General features: G+C 47.4%; 14 protein-coding genes. 10 read left to right on the plus strand and 4 right to left on the minus strand.

The annotated features are described in order from the left end of the window. Positions 1 to 5: 5 nt before the first annotated feature. The 6 genes from K6T23_RS07800 (at position 6) to splB (ending at position 3942) form a co-directional block, all read left to right on the plus strand. Entirely contained in the window at positions 6 to 299 is a 294-nt protein-coding gene (locus tag K6T23_RS07800; RefSeq protein WP_238284103.1) for a thiamine-binding protein, read from the plus strand. Further along, positions 296 to 1057, plus strand: a complete 762-nt coding sequence (locus K6T23_RS07805) for an ABC transporter permease (RefSeq protein ID WP_238284104.1) — start codon at positions 296 to 298, stop codon at positions 1055 to 1057. The genes K6T23_RS07800 and K6T23_RS07805 overlap by 4 nt, the downstream gene beginning before the upstream one ends. Further along, positions 1054 to 1800 carry an ABC transporter ATP-binding protein gene (locus K6T23_RS07810; RefSeq protein ID WP_238284105.1) on the plus strand — a complete coding sequence of 249 codons (747 nt, stop codon included), beginning with the start codon at positions 1054 to 1056 and terminating at the stop codon, positions 1798 to 1800. The genes K6T23_RS07805 and K6T23_RS07810 overlap by 4 nt, the downstream gene beginning before the upstream one ends. Beyond that, complete coding sequence (locus tag K6T23_RS07815) at positions 1784 to 2563, plus strand: TatD family hydrolase (RefSeq protein WP_238284106.1); 780 nt, start codon at positions 1784 to 1786, stop codon at positions 2561 to 2563. Before K6T23_RS07810 ends, K6T23_RS07815 begins: the two co-directional genes overlap by 17 nt. 95 nt (positions 2564 to 2658) lie before the next feature. Continuing rightward, positions 2659 to 2904 (plus strand): transcriptional regulator SplA domain-containing protein, encoded by a 246-nt coding sequence (locus tag K6T23_RS07820; RefSeq protein ID WP_053427648.1) that lies wholly within the window; start codon positions 2659 to 2661, stop codon positions 2902 to 2904. A 9-nt stretch (positions 2905 to 2913) separates the two neighbouring features. Then, the gene (gene splB / locus K6T23_RS07825) at positions 2914 to 3942 is read left to right on the plus strand and encodes a spore photoproduct lyase (protein ID WP_159643653.1); all 1029 of its coding nucleotides are present in this window, start codon (positions 2914 to 2916) and stop codon (positions 3940 to 3942) included. Positions 3943 to 3971: 29 nt separating this feature from the next. Here splB and K6T23_RS07830 read toward each other — a convergent pair whose 3' ends face one another. Further along, positions 3972 to 4259, minus strand: a complete 288-nt coding sequence (locus tag K6T23_RS07830; RefSeq protein WP_162244150.1) for a low molecular weight phosphatase family protein — start codon at positions 4257 to 4259, stop codon at positions 3972 to 3974. Between the two features lie 422 nt (positions 4260 to 4681). On the opposite strand from K6T23_RS07830, the gene K6T23_RS07835 reads away from it, so the two are divergent. Both K6T23_RS07835 and putP read left to right on the plus strand, forming a co-directional pair. Further along, positions 4682 to 5935, plus strand: coding sequence for a dicarboxylate/amino acid:cation symporter (locus K6T23_RS07835; protein WP_056538120.1), 1254 nt, complete (start codon positions 4682 to 4684; stop codon positions 5933 to 5935). 539 nt (positions 5936 to 6474) lie between these two features. After that, on the plus strand, positions 6475 to 7944 hold the full coding sequence (gene putP, locus K6T23_RS07840; RefSeq protein ID WP_056538118.1) for a sodium/proline symporter PutP: 1470 nt from the start codon (positions 6475 to 6477) through the stop codon (positions 7942 to 7944). 41 nt (positions 7945 to 7985) lie between these two features. On the opposite strand, the gene K6T23_RS07845 is transcribed toward putP, so the two are convergent. After that, complete coding sequence (locus K6T23_RS07845; protein ID WP_238284107.1) at positions 7986 to 9380, minus strand: cryptochrome/photolyase family protein; 1395 nt, start codon at positions 9378 to 9380, stop codon at positions 7986 to 7988. A gap of 129 nt (positions 9381 to 9509) precedes the next feature. Beyond that, complete coding sequence (locus K6T23_RS07850; RefSeq protein WP_056538112.1) at positions 9510 to 10034, minus strand: universal stress protein; 525 nt, start codon at positions 10032 to 10034, stop codon at positions 9510 to 9512. A 708-nt stretch (positions 10035 to 10742) separates the two neighbouring features. Here K6T23_RS07850 and K6T23_RS07855 point away from each other — a divergent pair. Together K6T23_RS07855 and K6T23_RS07860 are read left to right on the plus strand one after the other, a co-directional pair. Continuing rightward, the gene (locus K6T23_RS07855) at positions 10743 to 12500 is read left to right on the plus strand and encodes an ABC transporter ATP-binding protein (RefSeq protein ID WP_238284108.1); all 1758 of its coding nucleotides are present in this window, start codon (positions 10743 to 10745) and stop codon (positions 12498 to 12500) included. Further along, entirely contained in the window at positions 12497 to 14515 is a 2019-nt protein-coding gene (locus K6T23_RS07860) for an ABC transporter ATP-binding protein (protein WP_079515744.1), read from the plus strand. The genes K6T23_RS07855 and K6T23_RS07860 overlap by 4 nt, the downstream gene beginning before the upstream one ends. Positions 14516 to 14557: 42 nt before the next feature. Here the strand turns inward: K6T23_RS07860 and K6T23_RS07865 are convergent, their stop codons facing one another. After that, complete coding sequence (locus K6T23_RS07865; RefSeq protein ID WP_238284109.1) at positions 14558 to 15151, minus strand: NAD(P)-dependent oxidoreductase; 594 nt, start codon at positions 15149 to 15151, stop codon at positions 14558 to 14560. Between the last annotated feature and the right edge of the window lie 61 nt (positions 15152 to 15212).

The raw sequence follows: 15212 nt of genomic DNA on the forward strand, positions 1-15212 counted from the left end.
TATAAATGGCAAATGCATTGGTCAGTATTCAAATCATCCCGAAAACAAAGAATGGTGAAGATGTCATCCCTTATGTGGACGACGCGATCGCAGTCATAGAAGAATCAGGAGTGAACTATGAAGTGAATCCTTTAGAAACGACAATGGAAGGTGAACTCAGCGAGTTGTTCAAGATCGTGGAGCGCATGAATGAGAAGATGATCACGAGGGGAAGCGTGAATGTCATCTCTCAGATCAAGGTTCTCTATCAGCCTCAAGGCATCGAGATGACGGATCTTACCGGTAAATACCGTTCATGATGAACGGAATAAGGAAGGGATGGCGGCCGGTTTCGGCCCTCATCCTTTTATTCATCTTCTGGCAGGTGGCGGTGACGGTGTTCACCATCCCCCAATGGTTGCTGCCATCCCCTATGAAGGTTGTTTCCGAAGGCTTGGCCTCCTGGGACTCCTTCCGTATCCATCTTACTTCGACAGTCGGGCTCTCCGTTTCCGGGTTCTTGATCGGATGTGCGGCGGGTATCGCTGTGGCTGTCACACTGCATCTTCTTCCAGGGGTGAGGGAGGCAGTCTATCCGCTGATGATCTTATCGCAAAACGTCCCCATCATCGTCCTTGCACCTCTACTGGTCATATGGTTCGGTTTTGGCCTGCTGCCTAAATTCCTGGTAATCACGCTTGTGTGCTTCTTTCCGATAGCGGTTTCCACCATGGACGGGTTCAGACAGACGCGACGCCAATATATTCACTATATGAAAATGGCGGGTGCCGCCAAGGGGCAGATCTTCAGGAAGGTGGAATGGCCACATGCCCTTCCATCCATCTTTTCAGGTCTGAAGATTGCGGCTACATACAGCGTCATGGGAGCCGTTATTTCTGAGTGGCTTGGTTCTCAGAAAGGAATTGGCGTCTATATGACGCTTGCTTCCTCGGCATTCAGGACCGATCGTGTATTCGTGGCGATCTTCGCCATCATGATCTTGAGCTTGTTGTTTTTCAGCATCATCGTCCTGCTGGAACAATGGTGTGTGAAAGGGAAGAAGGAGGAATTGAAATGAGCGAGCTTCACATCACGTCATTATCGAAACACTTCGATCACCAACCTGTCCTACAAAATTTATCCCTTCAGGTTGAAGAAGGGGAGTTCGTCTCTATCCTTGGCCCTTCAGGAAGCGGAAAAACTACGCTCTTCCATTTGATCGGTGGGATGATGGAGCCGGAAGAAGGCTCCATTGTTCTCAACGGGGAGAAGATCAACGGTAAGAGTGGCTTCATCAGCTATATGCCGCAGGATCACGCGTTATTACCTTGGAGAACGGTTCTCGGAAATGTGATCCTGGGTCAAGAGATTCATGGGAGGAAGGACGAGGCACGGGCAAAAGAGTGGATCGCGCGCGCCGGCCTCTCGGGTTATGAGGCGGCGTATCCCGATGAACTATCCGGTGGGATGAAGCAAAGGGTCGCGTTCATCCGGGCCCTGATGAGTCCACAATCCCTGCTGTGCCTTGATGAGCCGTTCTCCAGTCTGGATGAGTTCACAAGGCTTGATATGCAAAAATGGCTCTTGGATATCTGGGATGAGGATAAAAGATCAGTTCTCTTCATCACCCATAACATTGACGAAGCCCTTTTCCTATCAGACCGGATTATTGTTTTATCAGGTAAACCGTCAAGCGTACAGAAGGAATTCCGGGTACCCTATCTACGCCCAAGGGATGAACAAATTATTTTAAGCGCGGAATTCCTCGAGTACAAAAAAGAAATCTTCCGGGAGTTGACGAAGTATGTTCAACATGATTGATGCACACATCCACTGGGATGCATATTCTCCCGGGCAACGCACGGGAATCCTTGATTCTCTCGATACACATGGGATTAGAGGGATGATTGCCGTGTCGATGAACTTGAAGTCGAGCCGTGAGACACTGGAACTCTCCGTGATGGACAGCCGGGTGAAAGCGGCAGCCGGGTTTCATCCGGAACAGGAACTGCCTTCCGAGGAAGAAATGGATGAATTATTCACCTTCCTCGATCAGCATGCCAGCTCACTGGTGGCCGTGGGGGAGGTGGGCCTTCCTTATTACAGGATGCAGGATGACGCCAATCTTGAGCTCAAACCTTATGAAGAATTACTGGAGAGGTTCATTGTGAAAGCGAAGTCCCTTAAAAAACCCATTGTGCTCCACTGCATCTACGAGCATGCCGGTATTGCTTGCGATCTGTTGGAACATCATTCTGTCGAGAAGGCGCACTTCCACTGGTTCAAAGGGGACGAAGCAATCCTTGAGAGGGTGCTGTCCAATGGATATAAAGTATCGGTAACACCGGATGTGATGTATGAAGATGAAATACAAAAGATCGTGCAAAAAGCTCCGCTTGATGCCATCATGGTGGAAACCGACGGTCCCTGGCCGTTTGAAGGGCCATTTAAAGGGCAGATGACCCACCCCGGTATGATGGGTCGAACCATCAAGTGCATCGCTTCAATCAAAAATATGGACGAAAGCGAAGCTGCCGAGAAGATTTTCACCCAAACAAAACGATTTTACGGGCTCTCCATTTGAATGGAGAGCTTTTTTGGCATAAGCAGGTATTACCAACATATTTGATCCCGGGTAGGAAAAAATGAAAAGGAATACAAAGGAAATGGGTGAACCCTATGGAAATCAACAATCAGGATTCCGTCTATCAGGCGGGGGATGTTGTCTATGTGATCTACCGCAATCCCCATACTCAAAGCGTGGCCAATGTCCAGGCTGCAGCAGTGGTGAATGATCCGGACCATCCCGAAGAACTTGCACTGTTCATGTACGAAACTTATTATCCTTTGACGAATGAAGTTGCAGTTTACGCATCGGAAGCAGATGCTGAAGCGGCCTACACACAATCATTCGGTCAGATGTAGGAGGACAAGATGCTGAAACCATTCATGCCCCAGCTGGTCTACTTTGAACCGGGCGCTCTAGAGTACCCCCTCGGGAAACAGCTTAAAGAGAAATTTGAGAAATTGAACGTGGAAATCCGCTACACCACTTCCCACAACCAAGTGCGGAATTTGCCGGGGGATAACCACTTCCAAAAATACAGGATTGCAAAATCCACCTTGGTAGTCGGGGTAAGGAAGACCCTGAAGTTCGACACCTCGAAACCTTCCGCAGAATATGCGATCCCATTTGCCACAGGGTGTATGGGGCACTGCCATTATTGCTATCTTCAAACGACGATGGGGAGCAAACCATATATCAGGACCTATGTGAATGTGGATGAGATCTTTGACGCGGCTGATCAATATATCAAGGAGCGCACGCCTGAATTCACCCGGTTCGAGGCGGCCTGTACGTCGGATATTGTGGGGATTGACCATATTACGCATACATTGAAACGCGCAATCGAGCACTTCGGAAAATCAGACCATGGCAAGCTGAGATTCGTGACGAAATTCCACCATGTCGATCATCTTCTGGATGCGAACCATAATGGGAAGACACGCTTCAGATTCAGCATCAACGCTGATTATGTGATCAAGAATTTTGAACCCGGGACATCGCGATTGGATCAACGGATCGAGGCTGCAGCGAAAGTGGCAGAAGCAGGGTACCCGCTTGGCTTCATTGTAGCACCCATCTATCTTCACGAAGGATGGGAAGAAGGGTACAAAACCATGTTTGAACATCTGGAAGCCACTTTGCCTTCATCGGCCAAAAAAGATCTCACGTTTGAGTTCATCCAGCATCGATTTACAAAGCCGGCCAAACGGGTGATCGAGAAAAACTACCCGATGACGAAACTTGAACTCAATGAAGAAGAACGTCGGTATAAGTGGGGGAAATATGGCATAGGAAAGTATATTTATCAGAAAGACGAAGAACAGGATATCAAAGATCATCTATACGGTTATATGGAAAAGGCTTTTCCTCAAGCAAAACTGGAATACTTCACATAAAAAAATGACTGCCATGATGATCATGGCAGTCAATTCATTCCGATGGAAGGGAGAAGGGATTCAAGATCCCTGACCTTCATGGCGATCTCGTCACAAATCTCTTGGAAAAAAACCCACTCTTCCAAATCGGAGGTGGAACGTTTCTCCGGGTTGGGGAGATTCCAGTGGATGACTTTTTTCTCCCATTCTTCCGGGAACTTGATGGCATCGTCCATTTCTTCATCATAAATCGTGATGATGAGGGAGGCACCGGCGAGTTCGTCAATCTGAATGGGGTCCCTTTTAAGGGTGTCTATATCAATGTTATATTCCTTCATGGCAAGGGTACTAAAGCTTTTTTTGTGGTGTTTTCTCATTAATCCAGCACTTTTAAAGGCCCAGCCGGACATGTCAAGCCTTCCAGCCCAACCTTCAGCGATGGAACTTCGATCCTGGCCAGGTGAAAGAAAGTAAACGGTATTTTTCATTCTAATGTTCCTTTCTCGAATCATCATGCTGTTACTTATTATCTACCCCGATATGCTCGTTTTAATCATGATATGTATTAGTATTTATTGTGAATTCGTTTCAGCAACCACTTCTGGACCGGTTTCATACCGGTCTTCTCCTGATTCTAGTAAATTAGTAGAGTTTCTTCCATTGAGTAAGAAAATCCTAGATTAAAAAAACGGTTTCATATAAAATTGTATAGGGTAAAGATTACGAATTATCTTTATATATTTTTTTAGGGAGGTACCATATGAAACTGAACCTGACAACAAAGATTATCTTGGCCCTGATTTTGGGTGCCATAGTAGGGTTGCTGCTCAATTTATTTGCTAAGGACTGGTTCGACGTCCTTGACCCATATCTATTGACTCCACTGGGACAAATCTTCCTAAACTTAATCAGCATGCTTGTCGTACCCATCGTATTCCTCTCCATCGTCCTTGGGACAGCCGGATTGGGAGATCCGAAGAAGCTTGGGAGGATCGGAGTCAAGACTGTATCATTCTTTTTGATCACTACATGCATTGCTATCGTGATCGGTCTTCTAATGGCCTATGCGATAGACCCGGGAATGGTCGAGGGTATCGATAAATCACAGGCAGAGGGGTATAAGACAGAAGAGGCTCCACCTGTAGGCGAGACTCTATTGAATATTATTCCGAAGAACCCGATTGCCTCCATGAGCGAAGGGAATATGCTGCAGATCATCGCATTCGCCATCTTCGTCGGTCTCGGCCTGACCGCTCTTGGTGATAAGACAAAGGGAATCTTGAAGCTGTTTGAACAAGGGAATGACCTGATGATGTATCTCGTGGGGATTGTCATGAAGTTTGCCCCGTATGGAACATTCGGCTTGCTCGCTTCCGCTATCGGAAGCCAAGGGTTGAGCGCACTGAAAGCAATGTGGTTGTATTTCTTGGTCGTCCTTCTCGCTCTCATCGTACACGGAGTGGTGACCTATGGTTCAGCCGTAGGCTTCCTCGCGAAGAAGAATCCCCTGTGGTTCTTCAAGAACTTCAGCCCTGCGATGAGTGTGGCTTTCGGAACATCCAGCAGTAACGCCACGCTGCCTGTTTCCATGGAAGTAGCTCAAGAGAAGCTGAAGGTATCCAAAACGGTCAGTTCTTTTGTACAGCCATTAGGTGCCACGATTAATATGGACGGGACCGCCATCATGCAAGGGGTGGCGACAGTGTTCATCGCACAGGTTTATGGAATTGATCTTTCCATGGAGCAGTTGATTACCGTTGTCCTCACCGCCGTTCTTGCGAGTATCGGTACGGCAGGGGTTCCTGGCGTCGGGCTCATCATGCTTGCCATGGTGTTGAACAGTGTCAGCCTTCCTGTAGAAGGAATTGGCTTGATTCTTGGGATTGACCGACTCCTTGACATGGCGAGGACGGCAATCAACATTTCTGGTGATGCTGCATGTGCCTTATACGTTTCAGAGTCTGAGAAGAAGCGCACCATCAAAGAACAGCGAGGCGAATCTGCCAGATCATAATAGGTACCAAACTGAAAAATCCGGACCATGTCCGGATTTTTTGTTTTTTTAAGAAAATACAGAAAATGTGTTTAACACTGGTTGAAAGAGGTTAAGAAAAAAGTACTATGACCAAGGGAGCCAGTCATGTTCTTATTTGTCTAATACTCTTCGGGAATCATCCTTCTATCCCCCCTCATTTTGTCATGATTTTAAATAAATTTAAATAATTCGACATGAATATTTATCGGATAATCAAAAAAAACCCTTTCGTTTTACGCGTTTTTTGCGCATAATTATACAAAAAATGAATTACGTACGCCCTGTGAAATTTTCATTATTCCAGAAATGTGTTAAGATTTATCTTGTGTCTTCGGGAGAGGAGATTATTGCAGAGGAGATTTATGATTGCATACGTGATTCAAAATATTGAATAAGGAGGAAGCGTGATGGCAGACAGCTTAACAATGGCAACCTGGCTTTGGCTTTTGATACCGATGCCTCTATTGATTATTTTTTCAATTATCACTTTATTAACCGAAAAGACAAAGGAGTAGATTATGGACATTAATATCGAAACATTGACAGCGATCATCATTTACCTTGTAGGGATGCTGATCATCGGGTATTTAGCAGCAAAATTAACTAGTGATCTATCAGATTATGTTTTAGGTGGAAGACGCTTGACCGCAGGAGTGGCAGCACTCAGCGCAGGTTCATCCGATATGAGTGGATGGCTCATGCTCGGGTTGCCTGGAGCGGTTTATGCTTCCGGGATGGGCTCGATCTGGCTGGCAATTGGGCTAGCCGTTGGTGCATATCTCAACTGGCAGTTCGTGGCAAAACCATTCAGGGTCTACACGGAGGTAGCGAACGATTCCATCACGGTCCCGGATTACTTCGAAAATCGTTTCCGCGATCACAGCAAAGTACTTCGAGTTTTTTCTGCAATAATCATCCTCATTTTCTTCACATTCTACACATCTTCAAGTCTGGTAGGTGGAGCCATCCTCCTAGAGCAATCTTTCGGGATGAACTACCAGCTGGCACTATGGGTCGGGGCGGGTGTCATCCTCTCCTACACATTCTTTGGTGGATTCCTGGCGGCAAGCTGGACGGATTTCATTCAAGGTATCCTGATGTTCCTTGCTCTCATCATCATTCCGGTCGTAGCCATTAACGAACTTGGTGGCTGGAGTGAAACAGTCAGCAGGGTTGGAAGCATCGATCCATCCCATCTCAACGTCTATACGGGAGCAACCTTTGCATCCGTCGTATCGCTCCTTGCGTGGGGGCTCGGGTATTTCGGTCAGCCTCATATCATCGTTCGATTCATGGGGATCAAATCGACTAGGGAGATACCTAAGGCAAGATTGATCGGGATGACGTGGATGGTTGTTTCCCTCTTCGGGGCCATCTTTATTGGATTCACTGGTTTTGCATACTTTGCAGATAATCCACTGAGTAATCCGGAAACTGTGTTCATCTCATTTTCACAAATCTTATTCAACCCTTGGGTTGCCGGTTTCTTACTTGCGGCGATTCTCTCAGCAATCATGAGTACAGTGGATTCTCAGCTGCTCGTATCTTCAAGTGCGCTTGCACAGGATTTTTATAAAGCCATTTTTAGGAAAGAAGCAAGCAAGAAAGAAGAGATGCTTGTTGGAAGAATTTCGGTCTTGGTCATTGCCGTTATTGCGATTTTCCTAGGGTATAATCCGAATAGTTCTGTTTTGCAGCTCGTCAGCTATGCATGGGCAGGATTCGGGGCTGCATTCGGTCCTCTGATCATCTTCAGTCTTTTCTGGAAGCGAATGACGCGTAATGGCGCCCTTGCAGGAATGCTAGTCGGTGCTGTAACGGTCATCCTTTGGGCCATCCCCGAAGATGGCTTCCTAGGAATCTATGAGCTTCTCCCAGGTTTCATTTTCTCCTCATTGGCGATTATCATCGTCAGCTTGACAGGAAAGGGACCGGACAAAGAAGTCGTAGAAGAATTCGAATTAGTACAGACAAAATTGAAGCAATAGAATCAAACAAAGGAGACCTGTCACCTGACAGGTCTCCTTTGCTATTTCTTTATTTCGTCAAAACGTGCCAATGCACGCTGTCTCGCTGCTTTATGATCGACCATCGGTTCCGGATAGTCCTTCCCGAGCGTGATCCCCGCATTTTTTAATGTGGCAGCGGGTGCCTTGGAAGGCTCTTGGATATACTTGTCAGGTAATTCGCTGATTTCAGGTACCCACATCCGGATGTAGTCACCATCACTATCAAATTTTTCTCCTTGCAGGGTCGGGTTGAAAACCCTGAAATATGGAGAAGAGTCCAGTCCCGATCCGGCAACCCACTGCCAACCCATTGAATTATTAGCAAGATCTGCATCGATCAGCGTATCCATGAACCAATCAGCGCCTTTTTGCCATGGAATGAGCAGGTGCTTGGTCAGGAAGGAGGCTGCGACCATCCTGACTCTGTTATGCATAAAACCGGTTGCCCACAATTCCCTCATCCCGGCATCGATGATGGGATATCCGGTGAGACCCTTTGTCCATCTCTCGAATGCTTCCTGGTCCGACTCCCATCTGAACGATTTGAATCGGGAGTCAAGCGGTGTCGACGTGGAGTCGGGGAAGTGGAGGAGGACGGAATAAGAGAATTCCCTCCAGACCAACTGCCTGATGAACGGCTCGGGTGATACGGAATGTTTGAGAAGGGAGTGGTACATACTCCTGACGGAAATAACACCAAGGGATAGGTACGGAGAAAGAGTGGAATGAGATCCGTTTGCAGGATAATCCCGCCTGTCGGTATAGTTCGGGAGCCTGTTCTTCGTAAATGAGCGGAACCTCCTGATCGCGGCAGCTTCTCCCGGATCCCAGATGGATTCCATCACATGATACCAAGGGATTTCAGGGAGAAGGCCCAATTCTTCCAATGAAGCACCTGTATCTATGTCCGTCACGTTCAATTCTTTTACCTTCGGTAGCGGTTTAGGGATGCTGTTCGTTCGAAACGACTTATAGAATGAAGTGAACACTTTATAAGGGGTGTCATCTTCCTTTTTGACCGTCCAAGGAGGGAGCATCAAGGTTCCTTCAAATGTTTTCACTTCTATTCCTTCAGCATCGAGCTTCTTGGCAAGCTCGAGATCCCGTTCATAGATCCCTGGCTCATACACCCGGTTCCAGTAAACGGCATCGGCTTTCCATTCCTTTATCCATCTGAAGATTGTCTTTTCCATATCACCTTTGTCATACCACATCCGGCCGCCTATTTCTGAAATGGCCGATTCGAGGGCTTCCAGATTTCGATGAAGCCACCACTGCTTTGCTCCCCCGAATGGACGATCGTTATCAAGGATATACAGGGGGAGGACGGTTCCAGCGGTAGCGGCTTCATGAAGTGCGGGGTGATCATGAATTCTCAGGTCGTCCCTGAAGAGGACGATGATGCGCTTGTTCATATACTTATACCTCCTGCTGAATCTCAGGGGATCCATTTTTCATTCAGTATAGGGAAGAATCCATGATGAGACAAAGAAAAATGCGCTACAAAATAAAAGGAATGGGTCTAAGCCCATTCCTGAAATCGCTTATTTCACGACCAATACATTGGTTTCGCAGTTCTTTACGACCTTTTCACTTACGCTTCCCAGCATGAGCTTCTTCATGCCGCTTTTACCGCTTCTTCCCATGATGACTAGATCTACTGCATTTTCTGCTGCGTACTCACAAATCCTCTTCTCTTCTGAACCGGCAAGGTGAATGTATTCAGCTTCGATCTTGTGGGGGTCAAGTTTTTCCTGTACGTGTTTCAGCACAGGATGGATTTCTCCCACTTCATTAATCGATTGCCTTTCCTCGGCACCATCATACACATGGGGGTCACGCTGCAGGGCGGTATCACCTACGATCTGCTGGTCCACACCCGGGGAAGTAGCTGCCATGGCGTGGGGAGGAGTGAAGTGATCAACTGCCTGATTCGGTGTTTTCTCATCGGTTACATATAAAATGGTCATTTTTGTATCGAGTGATTGATTCTTCAGCTTCAGTGCTTCATCAAGTGCTTTCTTGCTACCATCTGTGTCGTCATATGCGACTAGGATATGTTCGTACATCAATAATCACCTCTGGTAATGGAATAGTATCCATTTACCCTTTTCAGAATAGTTTAATCCTTTTGTTAAAGCAAAAAAAGAAGCAGGGTGGGTTTCACCTGCTTCATACTGAAACTTATAGAAGGCTGATGATCCAGCCGATTACAACGATTGCCCCGATGACCATTAAGATCGTGCGTACCATGGATGTTCACCTCTTCATATGTGTTTTATCATTTCGCTTACCGTTAAGATACCCCAACGTGTACAAATGAAACATAAAGGATACATCAAATAAGAACAAAAATAATATTGACATTATTCTGAAAATAATGTAGGGTATAGTAAGATTTAAAATGAAGAGTTTCTGTCTATGAAGACTGAACTGAGAAGGGAGTGGCTGTGATGAAGAAGGTTATGATCGATTCCGCTATGAACAAGAATAAGCGATCTTCATCACATATCTGCTGATCCCGTTTTCATAAATGAGTGAGGGCACAGGTGATGGTAGAACACCTGTGCTTTTTTGTCCCCGGATGGACGACTAAAAGGCGCATCGCCTTTGGTCGTCCATCTTTTTGTTGTTTTCAGGGTATCCCTGTGACATAGAATCACATCTTGATAAAGGAGGAATTTTTTATGATTCACGATCACCAATCGGTAGTCCCATCCCTTACGGAGACCGAAGGAGGCTAGTTAGGGACCAAAAGCAAGAATGGAGGCAGGAGCATGTTCATCATTTTTAAGAAATTATCATGGTTTTTCATAGAAAACTGGAAGAGATATACCGTTGCCATCATTTTATTGACCATAGTCGGCATTTTGGATGTGGTCCCGCCGAAGCTGGTGGGTGACGCCATCGATGAAATCCAGGTCGGCTCACTCACGAAGGAAGCAATCGTGCATTATCTGTTGCTGTTGACAGGCACCACGGTCGTTTCGTATGGCATGACCTATATTTGGATGTATCAGCTGTTCGGGGGAGCGTTCCTTGTTGAACGGAAGCTCCGTTCACGCTTTGTCGGTCATCTTATGAAGATGACGCCCACTTTCTTCGAAAAGAATCGTACAGGGGATCTCATGGCCAGGGCTACGAACGATCTTCAGGCCATTTCGGTCACGGCAGGCTTCGGGGTGCTGACGCTCATCGACTCAAGTATTTTCATGCTGACGATCCTTTTTACGATGGGCTTCCTCGTCAGCTGGAAATTGACACTGGCGGCTATCTTACCCCTTCCATTGATGGCCCTCCTTATGAAGATCTACGGGGCAAGGATCCATGCGCGCTTCACGGAAGCACAGGATGCTTTCGGGGAGCTGAATGATAAAGTCCTGGAGTCGGTCTCAGGGGTCCGTGTCATCAGGGCCTATGTGCAGGAGAGGGCAGATGAGAATCGATTCTCCGATATGACAGAGGATGTGTACAGCAAGAACATCGCCGTAGCGAGAATCGATTCATTGTTCGATCCCACCATCAAAGTGCTGGTGGGGCTGAGTTATCTGATCGGGCTAGGGTACGGTGCGTACCTTGTATTCCATCAGTCCATCACTCTCGGTCAGCTTGTCTCCTTCAATGTCTACCTCGGAATGTTGATCTGGCCGATGTTTGCCATAGGTGAACTCATCAATATCATGCAGAGGGGGAACGCTTCACTCGATCGTGTTCAGGAAACCCTTGCCTATGAGCAGGATGTGAAAGACGAAGATATCCGAGAAACGGTTCCTGAACCGGATGGGATCGAATTCCATCAATTATCATTCCGCTATCCATCCTCTGAAGGAATGAATCTCAAAGATGTGGATGTAAGGGTGCCTAAAGGGGCCACGCTTGGTCTAGTAGGTAAAACGGGGAGTGGAAAGACGACGTTCATCAAACAGATCTTACGGGAGTATCCGCTAGGAGAAGGGACTTTGGAGATCGGTGGTATCCCGATCCAACAGCTGCCGATGGACCGTGTCAGGGAATGGATCGGGTATGTTCCTCAGGATCATATCCTCTTCTCCAAGACGGTGAAAGAAAACATCCTTTATGGAAAAGAAGGAGCAACAGATGAAGAGCTTGAAAGAGCGATAATCCAAGCAGATTTCATGAAGGATCTCAGCACCCTTCCCCAAGGACTCGAGACGATTGTCGGTGAAAAGGGCGTGGCGCTCTCAGGAGGACAGAAACAGAGGATTTCCATTGCAAGGGCTCTGATCAAGGACCCTGACATCCTCCTACTCGATGATGCGCTATCGGCGGTGGATGCAAAGACGGAAGCTACCATCATACGGAATCTCAGGAATGAAAGGACCGGGAAGACCACCATTTTGGCAACCCACCGTATTTCCGCCGTTGAGGAAGCAGATTGGATCCTGGTCTTTGATGGAGGAAAAGTCATCGAGGAGGGCACGCATTCGGATCTTCTCACTACAAAAGGATGGTATAGACAGCAATATGAGCGTCAGCAGGCTGCAGATCCTGCACGGAAGGAGGTGGGGGCATGAGCGTAGGAAAACGATTGGTTAAGTATGCCCTTTTATATAAAAGAATGATCATTGCGGCCCTTCTCATGCTCACTGTTTCAGTAGGAGCAGAGCTAGCGGGTCCTTTCATCGCCAAGAAGATGATCGATGACCATATACTTGGAATTGAAGACCGGTGGGTAGAAACCGATAAGGGGGAAGATGCTGTAGCCTATAAAGGCAAATGGTATACCCGTGAAGAATATCGGTCTGATGGAGAAATCGGAGGGAATGAGGTAAGGGTCTTCCAGGTCGGAAGGTCTTTCTACTTCATCCCGGGAGATGTCCCGAGTGATGGGGAACGCTCAATTACGGACGGGAAGCTTTCCATCCGTAAGAATGGGGAAACATCCTTGTATGAGGCTGAAAAATTATCCGGGTCCGAACTGTTGGCTTTTTATCAGCCGGAAATTCCAAGGATCATCAAACTGATTGCCTTTTATTTCGGATTGCTGCTGTTTGCATCATTTTTCCAATACGGACAGCACTTCTATCTTCAAAAGGCGGCAAACAGGGTCATTCAGAAGATGAGGAATGACGTTTTTAACCATATTCAGCGTTTGCCCATCCAGTACTTCGATAATCTGCCCGCCGGGAAGGTCGTGGCACGGATTACGAATGATACGGAGGCGATCAGGAACCTGTATGTGACGGTTTTGTCGACCTTCTTCACCAGTGCCATTTACATTGTCGGCATTTATATCGCCCTTTTCATTCTGGATCCGTCCTTGGCTTCAATCTGTCTCATCCTCATGCCTATTCTTGTCCTGTGGACTTTCCTTTATAGAAGATACGCCTCTTCCTATAATAAAGTGATCAGAAGCAAGGTAAGTGAGATCAATGCGGTCATCAACGAATCAATCCAGGGAATGCCGATCATCCAGGCTTTCCGGAGGGAAAAGAAAACAAAAGAGGAATTCGAAGAACTGAATGAGATGCACTACCGTTATCAAAACAAGCTACTCAATTTGAATTCCCTTACGTCCCACAATCTTTCGGGAGTACTGAGGAACATTGTGTTCGTCGCATTCATTTGGCATTTCGGGGGTGGATCACTCGAAGTGGGATCGGTGATTTCACTTGGTGTCCTCTATGCGTTTGTCGATTATATCAATCGGCTTTTCCAACCTATCACAGGGATTGTCAATCAGCTGTCCAACCTGGAGCAGGCCCTGGTCGCAGGGGAGCGGGTCTTCAAGCTCCTCGAAGAGAAAGGGACGGACGTGGAAGATGAACGGATGGAGCGCTACCGGGGGGATGTGAGCTTCAAGCATGTGTCATTCGGGTACAAGAAGGATGACTATGTGCTGAAGGATATCGATTTTTCAGCGACACGCGGGGAGACAGTGGCCCTTGTCGGACATACAGGCTCCGGCAAGAGCTCCATCATGAATCTGCTATTCAGATTCTACGATGTAGATGAAGGGTGTATCACGATCGATGGAAAGGATATCAGGGAGCTGCCGATTCAAGCAGTCCGTGAGCATATGGGGATCGTCCTTCAAGATCCATACCTTTTTACAGGGACCATCGCTTCCAATGTCAGTCTGGGCCAAGAAGGGATATCTCGTGAAAAGGTAGAGGCGTCACTCAAGGCAGTCGGAGCAGAAAAAGCATTTGCAGGTCTTGCGAAAGGGTATGATGAGCCGGTGATCGAGAAAGGGAGCACCCTGTCCTCAGGTCAAAGGCAGCTCATTTCATTTGCGCGGGCCCTTGCCTTCGACCCTGCCATCTTGATCCTCGATGAAGCGACATCCAGCATCGATACGGAGACGGAATCGATCATACAGGAAGCGATGGAAGTGGTGAAGAAAGGGAGAACCACATTCATCATTGCCCACCGCCTTTCTACTATAAAAAATGCAGATCAGATCCTGGTACTTGATCGCGGGTCCATTGCGGAAATGGGGAACCATGACCAACTGATGGAGCGTAAGGGTAAGTATTATCATATGTATCACCTTCAAACCGGCGCAGCCGGGGAGGAGGCAGGATAAGATTAAAAGGCACCTGGAATCCGTCCAGGTGCCTTTTGGCCGTCAATAGCAGATCCCGACGCGCTTCCGTATATGGAGACCATCATCCAGGACTTTAAGCATGTAGTCTGCCGTGTCATGTGTCGAGATGCTCCTACCGCCTTCAGGCAGGACCCGTTCTGATGCCCGGAAGACACCGGTCCGTTCACCGTCGGGAAGATACGTTGGGCAGACGATCGTCCATTCCATTTCAGAAGCTTTTAGCATCAGATAAGCGGATAGATGATCCTCCGCAGCCGTGGTGCTCCTCCGTTTGGACTCATCCGACTGAAAGCGATAGAGCCCGGTGGAATGAGATGCATCCAGGATGCCTGCGGTTCCGCATGTGATGATCCGCTTTATGCCGTGTCTTCGCATGCCCTTCAGGATGAGGGGCATGCTTCTTGATAATACATCTGTTTTGTCGGAGTTAAGAGTGCTGATGACGCCATCGCATCCCTCCAGTACGAGATCGATATCCTTTTGGTTCAAGACGTTCCCTATGATCTCCTCATCATTTCCCGTAGGTGTCCGCACAAGACAATTTGCTTTCTGTCCCAGCTGATCGGCAATGATGCTTCCGACTCTTCCGGTTGATCCGAATAGTGCAGTATTCATTCCATCTCCCCCTGATTCTTCGATGTGAATATTGTTACATGATAAACCATTCCGCGTCCAA

Source organism: Rossellomorea marisflavi, assembly GCF_022170785.1.
Taxonomy (GTDB): domain Bacteria; phylum Bacillota; class Bacilli; order Bacillales; family Bacillaceae_B; genus Rossellomorea; species Rossellomorea marisflavi_B.

Bases quoted from the DNA above. Each gene is read 5' to 3' on its own strand.
- K6T23_RS07800 (WP_238284103.1), top strand. From the start codon at position 6: ATGGCAAATGCATTGGTCAGTATTCAAATCATCCCGAAAACAAAGAAT.
- K6T23_RS07805 (WP_238284104.1), top strand. From the start codon at position 296: ATGATGAACGGAATAAGGAAGGGATGGCGGCCGGTTTCGGCCCTCATC.
- K6T23_RS07810 (WP_238284105.1), top strand. From the start codon at position 1,054: ATGAGCGAGCTTCACATCACGTCATTATCGAAACACTTCGATCACCAA.
- K6T23_RS07815 (WP_238284106.1), top strand. From the start codon at position 1,784: ATGTTCAACATGATTGATGCACACATCCACTGGGATGCATATTCTCCC.
- K6T23_RS07820 (WP_053427648.1), top strand. From the start codon at position 2,659: ATGGAAATCAACAATCAGGATTCCGTCTATCAGGCGGGGGATGTTGTC.
- splB (WP_159643653.1), top strand. From the start codon at position 2,914: ATGCTGAAACCATTCATGCCCCAGCTGGTCTACTTTGAACCGGGCGCT.
- K6T23_RS07830 (WP_162244150.1), bottom strand. From the start codon at position 4,259: ATGAAGGAATATAACATTGATATAGACACCCTTAAAAGGGACCCCATT.
- K6T23_RS07835 (WP_056538120.1), top strand. From the start codon at position 4,682: ATGAAACTGAACCTGACAACAAAGATTATCTTGGCCCTGATTTTGGGT.
- putP (WP_056538118.1), top strand. From the start codon at position 6,475: ATGGACATTAATATCGAAACATTGACAGCGATCATCATTTACCTTGTA.
- K6T23_RS07845 (WP_238284107.1), bottom strand. From the start codon at position 9,380: ATGAACAAGCGCATCATCGTCCTCTTCAGGGACGACCTGAGAATTCAT.
- K6T23_RS07850 (WP_056538112.1), bottom strand. From the start codon at position 10,034: ATGTACGAACATATCCTAGTCGCATATGACGACACAGATGGTAGCAAG.
- K6T23_RS07855 (WP_238284108.1), top strand. From the start codon at position 10,743: ATGTTCATCATTTTTAAGAAATTATCATGGTTTTTCATAGAAAACTGG.
- K6T23_RS07860 (WP_079515744.1), top strand. From the start codon at position 12,497: ATGAGCGTAGGAAAACGATTGGTTAAGTATGCCCTTTTATATAAAAGA.
- K6T23_RS07865 (WP_238284109.1), bottom strand. From the start codon at position 15,151: ATGAATACTGCACTATTCGGATCAACCGGAAGAGTCGGAAGCATCATT.